We start from the raw sequence: 17,034 nt of genomic DNA, 5'->3' as shown, positions 1-17,034 counted from the left end.
AAATAAAAGAAAGGCGGAAATCGGCAATGAGGAACAGAAATTATCTCAAGATGGCCTTAAGCATTCTTTATCACAGCAAACTTCGCAGTTGGCTTACCATTATTGGAATTGTGATAGGCATAGGAGCTGTGGTCACTATTATTTCTTTAAGTAATGCTCTGTCTGCAAACATTGAAAGCCGCCTTTCAGATATGGATCTTACATTAATCAGTATCACTCCTGGGTATACAAAAGCCTCCTCTACTATGGGGCCTCCACATGGGGATGGGGGAACTACTTCTTCAGACGCTGAGCTTACTAAAACGGATATCAGATCCATTAAACTAATTGATAATATTGATTTTATATCAGGGCAAATCTCAGGAAGGGAGTCTACATATTATATGGGTGAATCTGCAACTCTTTCTATAACTGGTGTTGATCCACAAGTGTGGCAATATATGGTTACGTATGACTTAGAATCTGGGAGAATGCTTGATCCCACAGATAAATACGTTGCCGTCATCGGATATAAAGTTGCGAATGAAATTTATGATGATCCTATAAGTCTAAACAGAATTATTACTGTCAACGGAAAGTCTGTAAGAGTGGTAGGTATACTTGCATCCGGTGAATCTGATAATTCTATTTTTATGCCTATAGATGCTGCAGTTGATCTAATCGAAGATAAAAAGCCTGATGTTTATGATTCGATTATTGTAAAGGCTGATAATGTAGATAATGTAAAAACAGTCAAAGAGAAAGTTGAAAAAAAACTTATGATTTCTAGGAATGCAATGAATGAGAATGATCGAGATTTTACTGTTACAGATTCATTGTCTATGGCCGAGTCTGTCAGTGAAATGATTGCTTCTATGAGTCTCTTCCTTGGAGCTATAGCTGCTGTTTCCCTTGTCGTAGGATCAGTAGGCATTGCTAACACAATGTTCACATCGGTACTCGAAAAGACAAAAGATATTGGTACGATGAAAGCCATCGGGGCTAATAATATTGATATTATGATGATCTTTCTTTATAATTCAGCTTTAGTAGGTTTTGTAGGAGGCATCATTGGGATAGTATTGAGTTTTATTCTTACTTATCTCATGGGAAAACTAATGAATATTTCTAACATTACAGTTGCTCCTTATCTGGTGGTTCTGGGAATTTCAATTGCTGTGGTTATAGGTATAATCTCAGGTGTGGTTCCTGCTTACAATGCATCTAAAATGAAACCTGTAGATGCTTTAAGATACGAGTGAGGAAATTGTCCTAAAAGTAAGTGAATTTACAATCAAAACAAAAGTAAGCAGAAATGTGAGGTGTGAGTGTTCAGGGTTGAACACTCAGGTTTTTGATGAGGTGCTTGACTCCAGGCAGTGGATGGTACAATACATTTCTTTGCGAACAGACTTGCTCAGTACGTACATCTTACTACCACAGTTCTGACAGGTTACAGTTACAAATTCCATATTGTTTTTCTCCTCTTATCTTTCGTTTTTCAGGTATGGATCCACTTTAAATCATTTACATCTTCAGTGGTTCCCTCACTTTGCTATTGATCTGATACATACCTTCTCAAAATAAGTATATAATCATTTCTATACTTTGCTATCTGCTTATTGTCATAATGATGAGGTATACTTGGAGTCAATTGTTCCAAGAAAAGAAGAGTTGTAGAATAAAGGTTCAAAAAGAAAAAGCTTGCAGGTAGACACCTGCGCTACCTAAAACAGTTCCGTATTCTAACGTACTATCTTGGAAATATCCATTTCCAGGATGTCTTCGGCTCCCAATGCCTTAAGCCTTGGAATGAGCAGGTTTACTTCACTCTTGCTGACAACAGTTTCAACTGCATAGTATTCGGATTTGTACAGCTGTGACACTGTAGGTCTCTTCATCGAGGGTAGGAAATCTATGATAGCATCCAGTTTATCTGCCGGTACGTTCATATCCAGAAGTACTTTACCACGTGCTTCAATAACAGAAAGCAATAATGTCCTTATTTCTTCGATCTCTCTTCTTTTCAGGGGGTCTTGCCAGCTTTTCTTGTTGGCAATGAGCTTTGTAGAGGATTCCATTATCTGGTCAACGATCTTCAGACCATTTTTGCGTAATGTCGAACCTGTTTCTGTGAGGTCCACAACTACATCCATAAGGTCAGGAACCTTAGCTTCCGTAGCTCCATAGGAAAAGTGAATTTCTACAGGAATACCCAGGTTATCAAAGAACTTCTTTGTCATTTTGGGGTATTCAGTAGAGACCCTGCTACCAGGTTTAATGTCCCTTGCGCTGTGAATGTCACTTTCCTGAGGTACTGCAATTACTATTTTCACATTACCTGAACCCTGTTTACTGTAAGGCAGATCTGCCACTTCCACAACATCAGAATCTGACTCTGTTACCCAGTCAAGTCCAGAGATGCCAAGATCAAAGTATCCGTCATGAACGTATCGTGGTATCTCTTGTGGGCGCAGAATCTTTATTTTTTTGATTCTTGGGTCATTTATAGTTGGATTATATTGCCTGTCAGTTTTCTTAATTTCAAGATCAGCCTGCTTAAAGAGCAGGAGTGTCTGTTCTTCCAGACTGCCTTTGGGAATAGCTATTTCGATCAATGTGCCAACCTTTCCGTATGTTTGATTCGTGTAATATGAGATCGAATTATTACCGGGTCTATAAAGCATATTCGATTGAAAAGAAATCAAAGTCCCTGTTCATTGAGAAAATATAAAAAACAGTTATAATCAAAGAGTTATAAACACAATTGATTTATATAGGCCCCTTCTTATGAAGAAAACATGATCCAGGACATTCTCATACCTTTTCTGCTGGTAGGCCTTGCTGAACTTGGGGATAAAACGCAACTTGCTGTTCTGGTGCTTTCCACAAAGACGAAGCAATACAGTTCCCTGCTTGCAGGAGTTATGCTGGCTTTTGTTTTAACCGATGGGATAGCTATTGTTCTTGGAGATATCATTGCTTCTGCTGTGCCTCTGGAATATGTGAAAATATTTGCAGGTCTTCTTTTTGTGATATTTGGTGCTTTGATGCTGTATAATAGGAATAAGGATGACGATGACGGGTCATATGAGTTGAAAAGTCCTTTTATATCGGGTTTTTCTCTTATACTTGTTTCTGAAATGGGTGATAAAACACAATTAGCTGCAGCCGTATTTGCCACACAGTATAATCCTGTGATGGTATTTATCGGAGTGATTCTTGCATTGCTCTTGCTGTCCACAATGGCTGTTTATATCGGGCAGAAGCTCATGGCAAAACTCAATAAACATACTATTTCCACAGCCGCAGGTATTCTTTTTATTTTGATTGGTATTTCGTTCTTTTTCTAAAAGCTCATAACATTCCATTTTATATTCCATTTTTTATATGTGCATATATTTAATTTTGAATATTTGTGATTGTATTAACTTGTATTATTTTTCAACCATGTCTGATAAATCTCATATATGTGCACTTCTATACAGTTTGTTATTTAGGATTTGATTGTATACGGTGGGGCTTATAATGAGGAAGATTATATCACTGCTTATTTTATTACTGATTGTTATGATGATGCCTGTAGATGCTTTGCAGAATGACGGCGAAAAAATTCCAGTTCTGATAAATTTCAAAGATAAAGCTGATGCAGATCTGGTGAGGGAATATGGTGGAGATATCACATATAATTATACTCTAATTCCTGTTATTGCTGCAGAACTTACGCAGGATGCAATTGATGCTCTGTCCCAAAATCCGAATATAGATCTTATCGAACCTGATGGTCAGGCTCAGATCCCAAAAGATTATGATAATGATTTTTCTCTAGACGAAGTTCTTGCAGATGAAATTCCCTGGGGTATTTCCAGGATAAATGCCACAGCTGCTCAAGCGCTTGGTTTTAAGGGTAGTGGTGTAAAGGTTGCTGTGATAGATTCAGGCATTGATTATACTCATCCTGACTTAAAGGCAAATTACCTTGGAGGTTATGATTTTTACAATGGCGATAGTGATCCCATGGATGATCACAGTCATGGAACACATGTTTCCGGGACAATTGCAGCGCCCATTAATGGTATAGGGGTTGTGGGTGTGGCTCCGGAAGCAAAATTATATGGATTAAAAGTATTCGGAAGCACTCTTCCCGGAAATAGTACCTCATACAGTAATATTATGGCAGGAATTGAATGGGCAGTTAATAACAATGCAGATGTCATTACAATGAGTTTAAGTGGTCCATCATACTCGTCTTCACTTAAAGATATGTGTGATTATGCTTACAATAAAGGAGTTGTACTCGTTGGTTCAGCCGGAAACACAGCAGGTTACGTAAGATATCCTGCAGCGTACGATTCAGTAATAGCTGTATCTGCAATAGACTCAAGCAATAAAATCGCTTCCTGGTCATGTTACGGTCCTGAAGTAGACTTCACGGCACCGGGAGTCAATGTAAAGTCTACTATGCCAGGTAGCTCGTATGGCTACAAAGACGGTACAAGCATGTCAGCTCCACATGTCACAGGGTCTATTGCCTTGTTATTAAGCACCAATGTATCAGGAACTCCTTATGATCTGAACAAAAATGGAAAATGGGACCCTGCAGAGGTTTATTCCAGGCTCAAGAGCACAGCGATCGATCTTGGTGCCACTGGTAAGGATAATTATTATGGTTACGGTCTTATAGATGCTTATGCAGCAGTAAAAGTGTTTACACCAGCACCTGTGTCTTCTACTGCTGTTTATAACGCCGTTTACGATAATAGAATACGTCAGACGTCGCCAACTACTGTTTATTCTACCAGTACTTATCTTGACATAGGAAAGAGCACGAGTGCTTGCAGAGATTTAATTTTGTTCGATTTAAGTAGTTATAAGACCACAGATACAATATCCAAGGCAACACTTTCTTTATATTGGTATTTCCCTGCAGGAACTACACGTACTTCAGACACTGTAGTTGAAGTTTACAGGCCCGTTGAGTGGGATACAAAATATGTTACCTGGAACTATCGTACTTCTGGTGTGTTGTGGGGTACAGCTGGTGGAAATTGGTATGATAAGTCTGGTAAAGCACAAGGTTCTGCACCATATGCAAATCTAACTTTCCCAGCGAGCACAGTGCCTGGTAACAAATACTATGATTTTGATGTTACGGACCTTGTAAAGGAATATGTAAGCGGTAAGTACAAAAACACCGGTTTCTTCCTCAAAGCAAGGACAGAGAGTGGAAATTATATTGCATTCTACAGTTCAGCGTGGTCTAATGCCGCACAGAGGCCAAAATTAACGATAACCTCTTCCTCTGGCTCAACTTCAACAGATGCTATTCCTGTTGCAAATGCCGGAGCCGATAAGACGGTAACCACGGGTTCAGTAGTCACTTTCAGTGGTAGTGCATCTACTGATGATAAAGGCATAGCATCCTATTCATGGGATTTCGATGTATCAAATGGCATTACCTCTGAAGCTACCGGAGTTACAGCCACTCACACTTATACTTCTCCAGGAACGTATACTGTAACTCTCACGGTCACGGACACTGCTGGCCAGAAATCCACTGATACATTGAAAGTAGTTGTCAGCAGTCCAGTTGATAATCCCCCCGTTGCAAATGCCGGAGCCGATAAGACTGCAATCAATGGTTCAGCAGTCACCTTCAGTGGCAGTGCATCTACTGATGACAAGGGCATAGCATCATATTCATGGGACTTTGATGTCTCAAATGGCATTACATCTGAAGCCAGCGGAGTAACAGCTACTCACACTTATACTTCTGCAGGAACGTATACTGTCACTCTCACAGTCACAGATACTGCCGGGCAGAAATCAAGCGACACATTACAGGTAGTTGTTACCAGCAAGCCCGCAGGCTCTGCTACTTCCATTTCAACTTCATATTCCGCTGTTTACGATAACAGGTTGGCTGCTTCTTCTCCTACTACTGTATATTCCACCTTAACCTATCTTGATGTTGGCAAGTCTTCTACTAGTTGCAGGGGTGTATTGCTATTCGATCTGAACAGTTACAAGGCTACAGATACAATATCCAAGGCTACTCTTTCACTTTACTGGTACTATCCTGCCAGTAAAACACGAACCTCTGATACCATAGTTGATATCTACAGGCCTGTTGAATGGGATCCGAAGTATGTGAGCTGGAACTACCGCACTTCCGGTACTCTCTGGAGTGCAGCCGGTGGAAATTGGTATGATAAGTCTGGTAAAGCACAAGGTTCTGCACCATATGCAAATCTAACTTTCCCAGCGAGCACAGTGCCTGGTAACAAATACTATGATTTTGATGTTACGGACCTTGTAAAGGAGTATGTAAGTGGCAAGTATAAAAACACCGGTTTCTTCCTCAAAGCAAGGACAGAGAGTGGAAATTACATTGCATTTTACAGTTCTGATTATTCGAAAACAGCTATGAGGCCGAAATTAACTATAACTTCTATTTCAGGTTCAACCTCTATAGATAATCCACCCGTTGCAAATGCTGGGGCCGATAAGACTGGAATCACAGGTTCAGCTGTCATTTTCAATGGCAGTGCATCTAGTGATGACAAGGGTATAGCTTCTTACTCATGGGATTTCGATGTGTCAAATGGTATTACTTCTGAAGCCAGTGGTGTGACTGCTATTCATACATATGCATCCCCCGGAACTTATACTGTAACTCTCACTGTCATGGACACCTCTGGTCAGAAATCTACTGACACTTTAAAAGTAATAGTTAGCAGGCCAGTTGATAATTTCCCCGTTGCAAATGCCGGAGCAGATAAGACTGGAACCACGGGTTCATCTGTCATTTTCAATGGCAGTGCATCTAGTGACGACAAGGGTATAGCATCCTATTCATGGGACTTTGATGTATCAAATGGCATTACATCTGAAGCCAGCGGAGTAACAGCTACTCATATCTATACATCCCCTGGAACCTATACTGTTACTCTGACCGTCACGGACACTGCTGGCCAGAAATCTACTGATACCTTAAAAGTAATTGTCAGCAGTGCAGTTGATACAGCTCCTGTTGCTGATGCAGGAGCTGATCATGATGTATCAGTTGGCTCAGCTGTCACTTTCGATGGCAGTGCATCCAGTGATGACAAGGGTATAGTTTCTTATTCATGGGACTTTGATGTATCAAATGGCATTACATCTGAAGCCAGCGGAGTAACAGCTACTCACACATACGTATTCCCTGGAACTTACACTGTTACTCTGACTGTCACGGACACTGCCGGGCAGAAAGATACTGATACGTTAAAAGTAATTGTAAGCGGCAGTGAAGACTCGGTAACATATTCTCCTCTATATGATAACAGACTGCGTGAGTCATCACCGAATACTGTACTTTCCACTTCAACTTATCTTGATATAGGAAGGAGCACATCCCTTTGCAGAGACGTAATGCTGTTCGATCTGAGCGGATACAATGCAACTGATAAGATATCCAAAGCGACACTTTCACTTTACTGGTATTACCCTGCAAGTACTACACGTGCTTCTGATACGGTGGTTGAAGTATACAGGCCAGTTGCATGGGATCCTAATTATGTAAGTTGGAACTATCGTATTTCTGGTACTCTGTGGAATATAGCTGGGGGAGAATGGTATGATGTAACTGGTGAACCTCAAGGTAGTACACCATATGCATTTGTTGCACTCCCTGCCAGCACGGTACCTGATAACAGGTACTATGACTTTGATGTTACACAGCTTGTACAGGAATACATAAATGGTACCTATGAAAACACTGGTTTCTTCCTCAAGGCAAAGGCAGAAAGTGGAAATTATATTGCGTTCTACAGCTCAGAGTATTCAAACACTTCTATGAGGCCTAAATTGACTATAACTACCACTTCAGGTTCCAATTCAACGGATGCCTCTCCTATTGCTGATGCTGGTCCGGATCAGAATACTACAGTTGGCTCAGTTGTTACTTTTAATGGCAGTGGATCTACTGATGACGTGGGTATCACCAGTTATTCCTGGGATTTCAATGCAACCGATGGTATTACTTCTGAAGCTACTAATGTTACAGCTACTCACGTCTATGCATCTGCCGGAAATTATACTGTAACACTTACAGTAAAGGATAACAAGGGTCAGACTTCAAACGATAGTTTAACTGTGTTTGTCAGCACACCAGTTCCTCCTGACACTGCTCCTGTTGCTGATGCTGGTCCAGATCAGAATTCAACAGTAGGTTCAGTTGTTATTTTTAATGGTAGTGGATCTACTGATGATGTAGGTATCACCAGTTATTCCTGGGATTTCAATGCCGCCGATGGTATTACTTCTGAAGCTACTAATGTTACGGCTACTCATGTCTATGCATCTGCAGGAAACTATACTGTAACACTTACAGTTACAGATAACAAAGGCCAGACTTCAAATGATAGTTTAACTGTGTTTGTGAGTGAGCCCATATCCCCTGATGTTGTTCCTGTTGCTTATGCCGGTCCGGATCAGAATGCGACAGTAGGTTCAGTTGTTAGTTTTAATGGTAGTGGATCTACTGATGACGTAGGTATTACCACTTATTCCTGGGATTTCAATGCAGCTGATGGTATTACTTCTGAAGCTACCAGCATGACAGCAACCCATGTCTATGCATTTGCAGGAAATTATACTGTAACACTTACAGTTACAGATAACAAAGGTCAGACCTCAAATGATACTTTAACTGTGTTTGTCAGCACACTAGTTCCTCCTGACACTGCTCCTGTTGCTGATGCTGGTCCAGATCAGAATTCAACAGTAGGTTCAGTTGTTATTTTTAATGGTAGTGGATCTACTGATGATGTAGGTATCACCAGTTATTCCTGGGATTTCAATGCCGCTGATGGTATTACTTCTGAAGCTACTAATGTTACGACTACTCATGTCTATGCATCTGCAGGAAACTATACTGTAACACTTACAGTTACAGATAACAAAGGTCAGACTTCAAATGATAGTTTAACTGTGTTTGTTAGTGTACCTGTTTCTCCTGACGATGTTCCTGTTGATGTTGATTCCAACAAGAATGCCACGGTTGGTTCGATGACCTATTTTCCGATTTATGACAATGGTATCCGCGAGTCATCACCAAATAGTGTGATTTCTACTGCAATCTATCTTGATGCAGGAAAGAAGACATCTATTTGCAGGGATTTAATGCTGTTCGATCTAAGCGGATACAATGCGACAGATACAATATCCAAGGCAACACTTTCTCTTTATTGGTACTATCCTGCAGGTGCAACACGCACTTCGGATACTGTAGTTGAAGTTTATAGTCCAGTTGCGTGGGATCCAGATTATGTTAGCTGGAGTTATCGTACTTCAGGAACTTTGTGGAATACTGCCGGAGGAAACTGGTATGATGTAACTGGAGAACTTCAAGGCAGTACACCATATGCATCTGTTATATTCCCTGCCAGTATGGTGCCTGATAACAAGTATTATGATTTTGATGTTACTCAGCTTGTACGGGAATACATAAATGGTACTTATGAAAACACTGGTTTCTTCATCAAGGCAAAGGCAGAAAGCGGAAATTATATTGCGTTCTACAGCTCTGACTATTCAAATGCTGACATGAGACCGAAACTGACTATAAGCAGCTAATTAATGGCAATATGAACCCGGGAGAGATAAATCCTCTCTATCTGGTTACTTTCGTGTACAGCTTAAAAATGTCAATTAAGCTATATGGAAAATATATGTGTATTATCAGAACATATACAGGGAGTTAATATGTTAAAACATATCGTAATGTGGAAACTGAAGGACCTTGCAGAAGGAAAAACAAAGATTGAGAATGCCAAGATGATGAAATTCATGCTTGAGGGTTTAAAAGAAAAGATATCTGAAATTGATCATATAGAAGTTGGACTTAATATAATAGCTTCAGAAGCTGCTTTTGATGTGGTGCTGTATTCAGAGTTCAAGGATCAGAAAGCACTGGAAACTTATCAAAAACATCCGGAACATGTCAAAGTTGCAGATTTTGTGGGCAAGATCAAGGACGAAAGAGTGGTAGTGGATTATAATATTTGATCTAAGAAAATGAACATTTTGTGGCGCTCTAAATATAGCCCATTTTGCAGCAGAAACAGTGGTTTATTAATGGGTAATGAGGTAGCACCGCAACATTTTCAATCCTTGTTTCCCTGCTAACTTATCTATTGTTGTGTATTTTCATAAAGTCTATGCACTGGCAATTAGGCCCATTTCAATAAACTTATATACTTTAGAAAATTACTGTGCTAATAGACGTTGTTTGTATATTTCTCTATGTTGTAGTGGAATAAACTATTTGTGAAATAGATTTTGTCATAACGGTGAATATACAAAATGCCAGGGCTGTTAGAAGATAAAGAAGATAATCCTGTTGATGATAGTATGGAAGATTCAAATGTTCAATCGTCAGTCAATTTCTCTGTGTTCAATCATCCCATGAAAGATTGGGAAATAGTAGCCATCCCTATCTTTGCTATCATCGTTGCAGAGCTGTTGCTGTACATGGGCAAACAGGAAGCTGGCATATTGATACATGTGATGATTCCTTTGGGCCTTGCTCTATCTACCATGTGGATGAAAGAATCTAATGTGACTTTTTGTCTGGAAGCGTTAGCACTGCTTCCAATATTGAGACTTGTTAACATTTCCATGCCTGTATTTATATCTACAAGGCTTTACTTGTATATTTTCATCTATGTACCTTTGATGCTCCCGGTACTTTTTACTATGCGCCATCAGAGAATTTCTTTGAAAGAGATTGGTGTCACGCTGGACAATCTATATTTGTATATCCCTCTTTCTCTGGTAGTGGGGTATATGATTGGTCTTGGAGAATACAGTATTATCAACCCAGGTAGTCTTATACCGGATACATCAGCATTAAGCATGCTTAAGATATCTGTTGTTATGCTCTTTTTTGTGGGTCTTGTGGAGGAACTTATCTTCAGGTCATTGTTACAAACAAGGCTCGAGGCTTCTTTTGGTATGGTAAAAGGTCTTTTGATCACGAGTCTTCTTTTCGGTATGATGCACTCCGGGTATGGGCAAGTATATGAGCTCTTGATGACAGGTTTTGCAGGTCTGTTAATCGGGTACATGTTCCAGAGAACCAGGAGTTTGCCTTTTATAGCCATTGCTCACGGCTTTGTGAATGTGTTCCTGTTTGGATTGATACCGTTACTTGGTCCAAGGCTTGGTATTTTTTGATGCAAAATACATTAGCCTGATGAGGAATTCTAAGTATCCTGAAGTCTGAACTTATTAATGATCCATTGTTTAAAAAGTGGATCTACTAGTTTATATTTTCCTTTCTCGACCTTTTCTATAATTCCCAAGTTAATAAGATATGGTAGATAATAGTACAGAGAACTTACAGGAACTCCTATATCATTTGCTATCTGTCCTGCTTTTTCATATTGTGCTATGGACACAACGATATCTGAATAGACCTTTGAATTCTCTGTGAGTTTAGTGAACAGCAGATTAAATACGGCATCTAAGGTAATGAACATTTCTTCGTATGCGTTTTCAATATCTACTTCAGTGATCTCTTCATTTGGACTGGTTTCCAGTACAATATCGCCAAGTCTTTGAACATAATCTGGCAGACCGTTTGTTATTTTGATCATTTTTTCAAGAGCATTATCACTGATAGTATGATTCACAACATGGAGGCGCTGAATTATGAACTTTTTCGTCTCTTTTTTTGGCAATGGTCCAATTGAAACTGGTTTTAATTGTCTGTAGAAGGGGCTTTTGTTGTTGTAGACAAGATCGGTCATATAGGTAACTGCAGAGCTTGAAAAAATGTACATGACCCTTGTTTGTTGCTGTATGATTGTTCTTAATAGTCTGACAAATTCATCTCCCCACCTCATAGCAATTTCAGAGAACTCATCTGCAAAGACTACAAAGTAAACATCTTTCTGAATTGCAAGTTGTTCAAGGTAGTTAAGAGATTTCTCGAATATTGATTGTTCATCTTTTTGTTCCTGAAGACTTAGTTTGAGGGAAATGTACGGAGTAATAGATACCTCTATGTTCGGAATCCTCGAAAAGATATCGGATAAGTTTTTCTTAAGGTAGTGATTAATTCCGGAAATATATTCTGTGTCTTTTTTCTTTTCTGAATAGTTGTTTTTTGCGCTTTCAGCAATGTACATTGAAAGCCTTCTTATTGACGGCATCGACATACAGTCTATGAATATCGGAATGACCTGTACATCATTATCAAACCTTATCATGGTGTTTTTGATAAGAGAGGTTTTTCCAACTCTCCTTTGTCCAAGCAGAGCAATAGTCTTGATAATAGTGAGCAATGATATTATAGAGGATAATTTTGACGAAGCTGGCCAGCTGGCTCTCATACAAATGTGTTTTCGTGAGAGGGAAAAATCATAGATTTCATGGATATGTATATCTAGCAAGATATGCACCGACGCTGAGTTCACCAACAGTGATTGAGGAGATGAATCCTGTATGCTCGTTTCCCAGGGATTCCAGGAATTGTCGGGACGAAGGCACAACGATGAATATTGAAGTATCTCTAAAGAATCTCATCTCACCCAATCCAGACGTGAATATTTTCTGAGCTGATCTACAAATTCCTCGCTATCTGCATTGAAGTTCCATGCCCAAAGGGAAGAATCTACGACTTCTTTAGTATTTTTGATGCTCTTTTTCCTGAGCATGCTGAGAATCGTATGCATCCTGCAGTCTATTTTATGCAACATGATATCTCTAGTCTGGATTGTCTCATGAATACCTTTTAGTAACACTGCCCTAAACTTTAAGAAGCATCATCCATATAACTAAAATGAATAGTGATAATATGGCGGCGAACCAGATCGAAACGTACAAGCAGATCATAGTTCCAATACTGATAGAAAATGATGTAGATAAAGCCGGTATTTTTGGTTCATTTGCAAGGAACGAGGCTAAAGAGGATAGTGACATCGATATTCTTGTTAAGTTCAAAAGCCGAAAAAGCCTTTTTGACCTTGCCAGACTAGAACTGGAACTTGAAAGGGAATCGAAGAGAAAAATAGAAGTCATCACTTATGATTCTATAAATCCTCTTATCAAAGAACAGATCCTAAAAGAAGAAATTAAGATACTATGAAAGGAACTGATGTCTTCCTCAATCATATTATCGACTCTATTGAGAAGATAGAAGACTTCACAAGCGGTAAAGCCAGAGATGACTTCCTGGAAGATATACAGCTTCAGGATGCAACGATCAGAAGGATAGAAATCATAGGTGAAGCATCAAAAAATATCCCTGAGGAGTTTAAAAAAGAACATCAGGACGTGCCATGGAGTGAAATGGCAAGGACCAGAGATAAGCTAATTCATGGATATTTCGGAGTTGATCTTGAACTAACCTGGTCTATCGTTCAATATGATCTACCCTTATTAAAAGAAAAAATAAGCAAAATCCTTGAAGAGATGAAATAGTACGGCTTTTTGTGAAACTATCGGCTGTCATCCCATTGACGAGTTGCCTATAAGGCAAGGGTTCATCGATATGCTCAAAAAAGCGATAAAAAATATATTTGACCTTGTTCATGCTCTGGGCCTTTCCAGAGACAAGGCAGAAGAACTGCTGAACCTTGCAGGCAGAACGATATCTCTTCTCTTGGGTTATTTGGCTCTTATTCCATAGGTCAACAAACACAGGATAGTGACATTGATCTTTTAGTTACATTTTCAAAGGGGAAGAGTCTCATTGATCATGTAAGGGCCGAGAAAGCTTTTGAAAACCTGCTTGGAAAAAAGGTTGATCTCATCACTGAAAGATCATTGAGCCCTTATCTTACTCCAATGGTAAAAACAGATCTCAAGAGGCTCTATTATGAGAGATGATGCTTTTTTCTTGAGATATATTTCATATTTATACGACAATGGTGCTCTTAGGAACACTAACTATTTATGTAAAAAAGGGCATTTTTAATTGATGGCTTTAAAAACTCATTCACATCATGTCAAGAAAAATATGGGAACTATTGTTGCTGTTGATTCGGTTCCCCTCAGTTCAAAAACTATTAAACGCATAGCTGAAGCTAAAAAAGACATTAAAGAGGGCAATGTCTGCACTCTTGAAGAGTTAAAAGCTGAATTTGGATTAGAATGAGCTATAAGGGGATTTTTACCAACGCTTTTAGAAAGGATTTAAAATCTATTCATAAGAAAAATCCTAAAGATCTCGAACTAATTGTTCATTCTATTGAGCAGAAACTCTTATTAGATCCATTTAGCGATGATACTAAACAATTGCAATGCTTTGAATTTTTCAGATATCGTGTGGGTAAATACAGAATTGTTTTTGAGCTCACAGATTCAGACACAATTGCTTTTTTGGCTGTGGATTCCAGAGCTTCGATCTATACAAAATTAAGACACAGATTCAATAAGTGTTGAATGAATAAAAAACAAAAATAAGGCGTATGTTCGTATTCTGCAATAGGTCGTGCTCTCCGTAAATTCAAGTTCCAGATACCTGCCATAGATGTATTCATGGTCTATAATTAACGTAAGGTAGCAGATAACTTCAAGATGCAAAGATGAAAATACTCTTTGTTTCCTTGGTCTTTTGATTCTTTGTGCTGCGGATGTATTCAGTAAAGTATCTCATATGATCTAACCACAGAGAACACAGAGTATGGAGAGAGTGCACCACATGAACTGTGCAGATTCAACATAGTACATTTAGTAACCAGGCAATCACCCTTAAATAATTGACCACATTTAGTAATATTAAAACTAACATCTGTGAGAACATGGCGACAATAACTCTATCTATTCCTGATGATCTGATGAAAGAGATGGATGTCTCAAAGGAAATAAACTGGTCAGAGGTTGCAAGAGAAGCTATCAGAATAAAGATCAATCAGCTTCGGATGCTTCGTGCCATAACTTCCAGGTCGCAGTTGTCACAAGAAGATGCACTTGAACTCGGAAAGCAAATTAATGAGTCTTTACATCAGCGATACAAAGATCTGGGTGTATAAATGGAGTTTGTCATTGATGCAAATATTATCCTGTCTGCATTAATAGCAACGGAAGGGAATACCTTTCAGTAACATTGCCCTAAACTTTAAGAAGCATCATTCATATAACTAAAATGAATAGTGATAATATGGCGGCGAACCAGATCGAAACGTACAAGCAGATCATAGTTCCAATACTGATAGAAAATGATGTAGATAAAGCCGGTATTTTTGGTTCATTTGCGAGGAACGAGGCTAAAGAGGATAGTGACATCGATATTCTTGTTAAGTTCAAAAGCCGAAAAAGCCTTTTTGACCTTGCCAGACTAGAACTGGAACTTGAAAGGGAATCGAAGAGAAAAATAGAAGTCATCACTTATGATTCTATAAATCCTCTTATCAAAGAACAGATCCTAAAAGAAGAAATTAAGATACTATGAAAGGAACTGATGTCTTCCTCAATCATATTATCGACTCTATTGAGAAGATAGAAGACTTCACAAGCGGTAAAGCCAGAGATGACTTCCTGGAAGATATACAGCTTCAGGATGCAACGATCAGAAGGATAGAAATCATAGGTGAAGCATCAAAAAATATCCCTGAGGAGTTTAAAAAAGAACATCAGGACGTGCCATGGAGTGAAATGGCAAGGACCAGAGATAAGCTAATTCATGGATATTTCGGAGTTGATCTTGAACTAACCTGGTCTATCGTTCAATATGATCTACCCTTATTAAAAGAAAAAATAAGCAAAATCCTTGAAGAGATGAAATAGTACGGCTTTTTGTGAAACTATCGGCTGTCATCCCATTGACGAGTTGCCTATAAGGCAAGGGTTCATCGATATCCTCAAAAAAGCGATAAAAAATATATTTGACCTTCTTCATGCTCTGGGCCTTTCCAGAGACAAGGCAGAAGAACTGCTGGACCTTTGCAGGCAGAACGATATTTTTTCTCTTGGGTTATTTGGCTCTTATTCCATAGGTCAACAAACACAGGATAGTGACCTGGACCTTCTAGTTACATTTTCAAAGGGGAAGAGTCTAATTGATCATATAAGTACTGAAAAAGCTTTTGAAAGCCTCCTTGGAAAAAAGTGTGTCTTACTTAGGTATATCTCAGAAATCCCTAATTTGTCTCAGCGTTTTCGGTAGATCACACTTCTATGACCTACTTCAATAACAAAGATAATCAGTTTGTCGCCGTCAATGCTCATTATTACACGGTATTCCCCTATCCGCAGTGAATACAAAGGAGACTTTGGAGACCCTTTGAGTTTCTTTACATGTGCTTTCGGATCGTCCTGCATTTCCTTAATGGCAGCAACTATTCTTTTTGCTATATCGATCGGAAGTTTCTGCAGGTCTCGTCTTGCTCCTGGGGAATACAGGATGGAGTACATCAACTAAGCCCCAGTTCAGCTTCAATTTCTTCCTGGGTGTAGTATTTTCCACTCTTTAGGTCTTTAAGGCTCTCTTCGATCCTTTCAAGAGTTGAATCACTTAAAGGTTCCTCATCATATGCCATGTTCAGCAGACGTGCGATCACGTCATTATATGATTCCCTTGGGTGGAGTTTTAAATTATCAAGGCTACTTTTTAGTTTTGGATCTACTTTTATTGTAGTCGCATGCATATACTGTGGTATATAATGGTATACCATAAATAACTGTTTATGGAAATCAACTACTAATCTATTCTAAAAGAGCTCTTTAAATTTACTGCTTCAGGTTAGTACATTTTTCATGGACTGCGCCGCCTGTGGCGGTGTGTTGTTTTGATAGAAAGTACATTTGCTCCTTGAAGAACATCAACATCTGTTCAAGGGTCACCTGGCATTTTCAGAATATATTAAGAAAATAAAATATGAGTTCATCGATAAGCTCAAAAAAGCTATTAGAGATCATCTGTAGCAGTCACAGATGTGTCTGACAAAATCCGGTGATCTGTGTGAGTTATGCGCTTTGCATTGATCCATCCTGTAAAAAAGAGATCAAAAGACTAACAAAGAAAAATCCTCAGCTACAAAGTATCCTCGAAAAGAAGGGTACTGG

22 protein-coding genes are annotated in these 17,034 nt (G+C 39.0%); 15 read left to right on the top strand and 7 right to left on the bottom strand.

Translation table 11 applies throughout. The features are described 5' to 3' along the window. Positions 1–26 precede the first annotated feature (26 nt). Complete coding sequence (locus ACC612_RS12655) at positions 27–1,241, top strand: ABC transporter permease (protein ID WP_371854930.1); 1,215 nt, start codon at positions 27–29, stop codon at positions 1,239–1,241. 84 nt (positions 1,242–1,325) lie between these two features. Here the strand turns inward: ACC612_RS12655 and ACC612_RS12650 are convergent, their stop codons facing one another. Beyond that, positions 1,326–1,451, bottom strand: a complete 126-nt coding sequence (locus ACC612_RS12650) for a hypothetical protein (RefSeq protein WP_371854929.1) — start codon at positions 1,449–1,451, stop codon at positions 1,326–1,328. Between the two features lie 273 nt (positions 1,452–1,724). Beyond that, on the bottom strand, positions 1,725–2,597 hold the full coding sequence (hisG, locus tag ACC612_RS12645; RefSeq protein WP_371854928.1) for an ATP phosphoribosyltransferase: 873 nt from the start codon (positions 2,595–2,597) through the stop codon (positions 1,725–1,727). Positions 2,598–2,780: 183 nt separating this feature from the next. Here hisG and ACC612_RS12640 point away from each other — a divergent pair, with 183 nt between their 5' ends. From ACC612_RS12640 to ACC612_RS12625, 4 genes are all read left to right on the top strand, one after another. After that, entirely contained in the window at positions 2,781–3,332 is a 552-nt protein-coding gene (locus tag ACC612_RS12640) for a TMEM165/GDT1 family protein (RefSeq protein WP_371854927.1), read from the top strand. 175 nt (positions 3,333–3,507) lie between these two features. Continuing rightward, entirely contained in the window at positions 3,508–9,597 is a 6,090-nt protein-coding gene (locus ACC612_RS12635) for a disaggregatase related repeat-containing protein (RefSeq protein WP_371854925.1), read from the top strand. Positions 9,598–9,726: 129 nt separating this feature from the next. Continuing rightward, a complete protein-coding gene (locus ACC612_RS12630) occupies positions 9,727–10,029 on the top strand; it encodes a Dabb family protein (protein WP_371854924.1) in 303 nt (100 codons plus the stop codon). A 297-nt stretch (positions 10,030–10,326) separates the two neighbouring features. Beyond that, complete coding sequence (locus ACC612_RS12625; protein WP_371854921.1) at positions 10,327–11,199, top strand: lysostaphin resistance A-like protein; 873 nt, start codon at positions 10,327–10,329, stop codon at positions 11,197–11,199. Positions 11,200–11,228: 29 nt separating this feature from the next. On the opposite strand, the gene ACC612_RS12620 is transcribed toward ACC612_RS12625, so the two are convergent. Genes ACC612_RS12620 through ACC612_RS12610 form a run of 3 tightly spaced genes read right to left on the bottom strand, consistent with a single transcriptional unit; the run spans position 11,229 to position 12,725 of the window. Beyond that, on the bottom strand, positions 11,229–12,359 hold the full coding sequence (locus tag ACC612_RS12620; protein WP_371854920.1) for an ATP-binding protein: 1,131 nt from the start codon (positions 12,357–12,359) through the stop codon (positions 11,229–11,231). A gap of 37 nt (positions 12,360–12,396) precedes the next feature. Further along, entirely contained in the window at positions 12,397–12,552 is a 156-nt protein-coding gene (locus ACC612_RS12615) for a type II toxin-antitoxin system VapC family toxin (protein ID WP_371854918.1), read from the bottom strand. After that, positions 12,549–12,725 carry a hypothetical protein gene (locus ACC612_RS12610; protein WP_371854917.1) on the bottom strand — a complete coding sequence of 59 codons (177 nt, stop codon included), beginning with the start codon at positions 12,723–12,725 and terminating at the stop codon, positions 12,549–12,551. Before ACC612_RS12610 ends, ACC612_RS12615 begins: the two co-directional genes overlap by 4 nt. A gap of 83 nt (positions 12,726–12,808) precedes the next feature. Between ACC612_RS12610 and ACC612_RS12605 the strand changes: the two genes are divergently transcribed. The 10 genes from ACC612_RS12605 to ACC612_RS12560 all read left to right on the top strand — a co-directional run bounded on the left by ACC612_RS12605 (position 12,809) and on the right by ACC612_RS12560 (position 16,135). Further along, positions 12,809–13,114 (top strand): nucleotidyltransferase family protein, encoded by a 306-nt coding sequence (locus ACC612_RS12605; RefSeq protein ID WP_371854911.1) that lies wholly within the window; start codon positions 12,809–12,811, stop codon positions 13,112–13,114. After that, the gene (locus ACC612_RS12600; RefSeq protein WP_371854910.1) at positions 13,111–13,449 is read left to right on the top strand and encodes a DUF86 domain-containing protein; all 339 of its coding nucleotides are present in this window, start codon (positions 13,111–13,113) and stop codon (positions 13,447–13,449) included. Before ACC612_RS12605 ends, ACC612_RS12600 begins: the two co-directional genes overlap by 4 nt. A 70-nt stretch (positions 13,450–13,519) precedes the next feature. Beyond that, positions 13,520–13,657 (top strand): hypothetical protein, encoded by a 138-nt coding sequence (locus ACC612_RS12595; RefSeq protein ID WP_371854915.1) that lies wholly within the window; start codon positions 13,520–13,522, stop codon positions 13,655–13,657. Next, positions 13,621–13,857: a nucleotidyltransferase family protein gene (locus tag ACC612_RS12590; protein WP_371854937.1), complete on the top strand. Its 237-nt coding sequence runs from the start codon at positions 13,621–13,623 to the stop codon at positions 13,855–13,857. Before ACC612_RS12595 ends, ACC612_RS12590 begins: the two co-directional genes overlap by 37 nt. Positions 13,858–13,948: 91 nt before the next feature. Continuing rightward, positions 13,949–14,125 (top strand): hypothetical protein, encoded by a 177-nt coding sequence (locus ACC612_RS12585; RefSeq protein ID WP_371854914.1) that lies wholly within the window; start codon positions 13,949–13,951, stop codon positions 14,123–14,125. Next, positions 14,122–14,412, top strand: coding sequence for a type II toxin-antitoxin system RelE/ParE family toxin (locus ACC612_RS12580; protein WP_371854913.1), 291 nt, complete (start codon positions 14,122–14,124; stop codon positions 14,410–14,412). Before ACC612_RS12585 ends, ACC612_RS12580 begins: the two co-directional genes overlap by 4 nt. A gap of 317 nt (positions 14,413–14,729) precedes the next feature. Then, positions 14,730–15,002 (top strand): hypothetical protein, encoded by a 273-nt coding sequence (locus ACC612_RS12575; RefSeq protein WP_371854912.1) that lies wholly within the window; start codon positions 14,730–14,732, stop codon positions 15,000–15,002. A gap of 113 nt (positions 15,003–15,115) precedes the next feature. After that, positions 15,116–15,421, top strand: coding sequence for a nucleotidyltransferase family protein (locus ACC612_RS12570; protein WP_371854911.1), 306 nt, complete (start codon positions 15,116–15,118; stop codon positions 15,419–15,421). After that, on the top strand, positions 15,418–15,756 hold the full coding sequence (locus tag ACC612_RS12565; protein ID WP_371854910.1) for a DUF86 domain-containing protein: 339 nt from the start codon (positions 15,418–15,420) through the stop codon (positions 15,754–15,756). The genes ACC612_RS12570 and ACC612_RS12565 overlap by 4 nt, the downstream gene beginning before the upstream one ends. A gap of 43 nt (positions 15,757–15,799) precedes the next feature. Continuing rightward, entirely contained in the window at positions 15,800–16,135 is a 336-nt protein-coding gene (locus tag ACC612_RS12560) for a nucleotidyltransferase family protein (RefSeq protein ID WP_371854909.1), read from the top strand. Here ACC612_RS12560 and ACC612_RS12555 read toward each other — a convergent pair. Beyond that, entirely contained in the window at positions 16,120–16,383 is a 264-nt protein-coding gene (locus ACC612_RS12555) for a type II toxin-antitoxin system RelE/ParE family toxin (RefSeq protein ID WP_371854908.1), read from the bottom strand. The genes ACC612_RS12560 and ACC612_RS12555 overlap by 16 nt on opposite strands. Continuing rightward, complete coding sequence (locus ACC612_RS12550; protein ID WP_371854907.1) at positions 16,383–16,616, bottom strand: hypothetical protein; 234 nt, start codon at positions 16,614–16,616, stop codon at positions 16,383–16,385. Before ACC612_RS12550 ends, ACC612_RS12555 begins: the two co-directional genes overlap by 1 nt. Between the last annotated feature and the right edge of the window lie 418 nt (positions 16,617–17,034).

This window comes from Methanomethylovorans sp., from assembly GCF_041447285.1.
Classification (GTDB): domain Archaea; phylum Halobacteriota; class Methanosarcinia; order Methanosarcinales; family Methanosarcinaceae; genus Methanomethylovorans.
The sequence above is the reverse complement of the archived record's forward strand: the minus strand, read 5'-3'. Positions and strand labels throughout refer to the sequence as shown.